The sequence below is a fragment of the Desulfocurvus sp. genome, assembly GCF_023230885.1.
Lineage (GTDB): Bacteria > Desulfobacterota > Desulfovibrionia > Desulfovibrionales > Desulfovibrionaceae > Desulfocurvus.
In genome coordinates this window covers 1-2,883 of record NZ_JALNWM010000286.1, presented here as the reverse complement: position 1 = coordinate 2,883, position 2,883 = coordinate 1, and the positions used below count along the sequence as shown (strand labels likewise).

Genomic DNA, 2,883 nt, shown 5'->3' with positions numbered 1-2,883 from the left:
GGTCTTCGTGGTCGCGCCGTGGGTCAAGGTCTGGGACACGCAGGCCGGGGCCGTGGCCGTGCAGCCCGCCTCGGGGCGCGTGGCGGGCATGATCTGCGCGCGCGACAACACCCGGGGCTTCTGGTGGAGCCCGTCGAACCAGCCGGTGAGCGGCATTGTCGGCGTCTCGCGGCCCGTGGACTTCAGCCTGTCCGACACCAACAGCCAGGCCAACTTCCTGAACGAGAACGAGGTGGCCACCATCATCCACCGCGACGGCTACCGCCTGTGGGGCAACCGGACCACGGCTTCGGACCCGCTGTTCGCCTTCCTCTCCGTGCGCCGGACCTGCGACATGGTCTACGAGTCCGTGGAGGAGGCGCTGTTGTGGGCCATGGACCGGCCCCTGTCCGCCAACCTGATCCACGACGTGCGCGAGAGCGTGGCGGCCTACCTGCGCCACCTGACGGCCCTGGGCGCGCTGCTGGGCGGCAGGTGCTGGCTGGACGAGGAGCTCAACGCCAAGGAGCAGCTCATGGCCGGGAAGCTGTACCTGGATTTCGACCTGGAGCCGCCCGCGCCCCTGGAGCACCTGGTCTTCCGGGCGCACCGCGAGAACGGGTACTACGAGGAACTGGTCAGCCGCGTGGCGAGCACGCAGTAGGAGGAACGCATGGCCGCCGACAATATCCTGAGGCAATGGGCGCTGTTCGTGGACGGGCGCGGGTACGTGGGCAACGTGGAGCAGCTCAAGCTGCCCGAGCTGACCCTCAAGACCGAGGAGTTCCGCGCGGCGGGCATGGACGCGCCCGTGAGCGTGGACATGGGCATGGAGAAGCTGGAAACGACCTTCACCCTGACCAAGAAGTGCGCCGACATGCTCAAGCTCTTCGGCGGCAGGGAGGGCGGCGAGGTGCCGCTGACCGCGCGCGGGGGGCTGGAGTCCGCCGACGGCACGGTGACGCCGGTCATCGTCTCCATGCGCGGGCGCATCGTCAGCGTGAAGCCCGGCGAATGGAAGGCGGGCGAGCGCCCCACGGACGAGTACACCGTGACCCTGGTCTACTACAAATACGAGCAGGGCGGCGAGGTGCTGCACGAGATCGACGTGCTGGGCATGAAGCGCATCGTCGGCGGCGTGGACCGCCTGGAGGAGCACCGCAGGGCCTGCGGCATCTAGCGGACCGTCCCGGAACGGCGACCTGCCGCGCCGGGGGAACATTCAGACCGCCTTCGGGCATGTGGGGAGGACGTATGAGCCACGAGACCATCGAACTGGCCTATCCGGTGCGCCACCAGGGGCACGAGTATGCGCGGCTGGCCATGCGCAGGCCGCGCGTGGGCGACATGCTGGCGGCGGAGAAGCAGGGCGGCAGCGACGCCGAGCGCGAGGTGGCCATGTTCGCCAGCTTGTGCGAGGTGCCGCCCGAGGTGCTGCGCGAGCTGGACATGAAGGACTACCGCAAGATCCAGGCGGTCTACACGGGTTTTTTGTCCTAGACGCGGACACGGCCCGGCGCGGTGTGCTGGCCCTGGCCTGCTACACGGGCTGGAGCCGCGCCGAGCTTTTGTCCATGGAGGCGGACGAGCTGCTTGCCTGGCTCGCGCACCTCCCCAAGCACGGGAGCAGGTAGGTGTCCACACAGAAGCTTTCCACCGTGGTCCGCTTCCAGGCCGTGGTGGGCAATACCTTTGCCACGGCCACCCGGGCCGTGCGCGGCGACCTGTCCGGCGTGGCCCGGGCCTACGGCGACATCCGCGAGCGCCAGGACAAGTTGCACAGGTTCGCCGGGTTCGACATGGGCGCCCTGGGCCAGGCCCGGCGCGAGATGCGCGAGGCCCGCGACGAGGCCGGGCGCCTGGAGCGCCAGCTCGCCGAAACCGCCAACCCCACCCGCAAGCTGCAAGGCGAGTTCGAGCGCGCCCGGCGCCGGGCGGAGAAGACCGCCCAGGCCTACAACAGCCAGAAGGGCCAGCTTGCGATCCTGAACCACGAGCTCAGGAAGGCGGGCGTGAACACCCGCGACCTGGAGGGCGAGTTCGACCGCCTGGCGCGGGAGGCCGCCGGGGCCGAGCGCAGGCTGCGGGCCCTGCGCGGCGTGCTGGACGCCGACGTGGGCGGCAGGTTCCGCGACATGGCCGGAGCCGCCGGGCGCTACGCCGCCGTGGTCGGCGCATCCATCGGCGCCGTGGGCGCCGCCATGACCATGGGCAATCGCCTGACCGCGCAGCAGACGGCCCTGGCCCAGGCCCTGAACGTGTCCGCCGACGGCTTCGAGGCCTGGAGCGGCATTGCCCGCGAGATGGGCTTCGAGGCCGACCATGTGGGCGACCTGATGGAGGAGCTGAACAACAAGCTCGGCGAGTCCGCCGGGCTGGAGGAGATCACGCCCGTCACCGAGAGCTTGCAGATCCTCGGGCTGACCTTCGAGGAGCTGCGCGCCCTGGCGCCGGAGGAGCAGTTCCGGCGCGTGGCCGAGGCGGTGAAGGGCCTGGACGACCACGCCCAGGCCGTGTCCGCCGCCGATATCCTCATGGGCGGCGAGGCCAACAAGTTCTTCGGCTACCTGCGCAGCCGCGAGGAGGGCCTGGACGAACTGCTGGCGCGCCAGAAGCGGCTGAACGTGCTTTCCGCCGAGGGCCGCGCCGGGGCCCAGGCGTACAACGAGGCGTTCTCGCGCTTTTCCACGGTGGTGTCCTCCACGGCGCGGGAGCTGTCCGGCCTTGTGGGCGGGGCGCTGGCGCCGGTGGTGGAGGAGTGGGGACCGAGGCTGGCGGACTGGGTGCGCGCCAACCGCACGGGCTTTGCGCAGATCGGGGAGACCGTGCGCGGGATGGTTCCGGCGGTGGTGTCCTTCGGGCGCGGGCTGGTGGCCGTGTTCCAGGGCGTGGGCACCGTGGTGC

General features: G+C 70.6%; 4 protein-coding genes. All 4 read left to right on the top strand.

The window, feature by feature from the left end:
• Window positions 1–643: phage tail sheath C-terminal domain-containing protein (locus tag M0P34_RS14750; protein WP_291500479.1), on the top strand; the 643-nt coding region annotated here is incomplete at its 5' end.
• A 9-nt stretch (window positions 644–652) separates the two neighbouring features.
• Entirely contained in the window at window positions 653–1,159 is a 507-nt protein-coding gene (locus M0P34_RS14745) for a phage major tail tube protein (protein WP_291500477.1), read from the top strand.
• 74 nt (window positions 1,160–1,233) lie between these two features.
• Entirely contained in the window at window positions 1,234–1,479 is a 246-nt protein-coding gene (locus M0P34_RS14740) for a phage tail assembly protein (protein WP_291500475.1), read from the top strand.
• Between the two features lie 134 nt (window positions 1,480–1,613).
• Window positions 1,614–2,883, top strand: a 1,270-nt coding sequence (locus M0P34_RS14735) for a hypothetical protein (RefSeq protein ID WP_291500473.1), incomplete at its 3' end; no start/stop codon positions are given.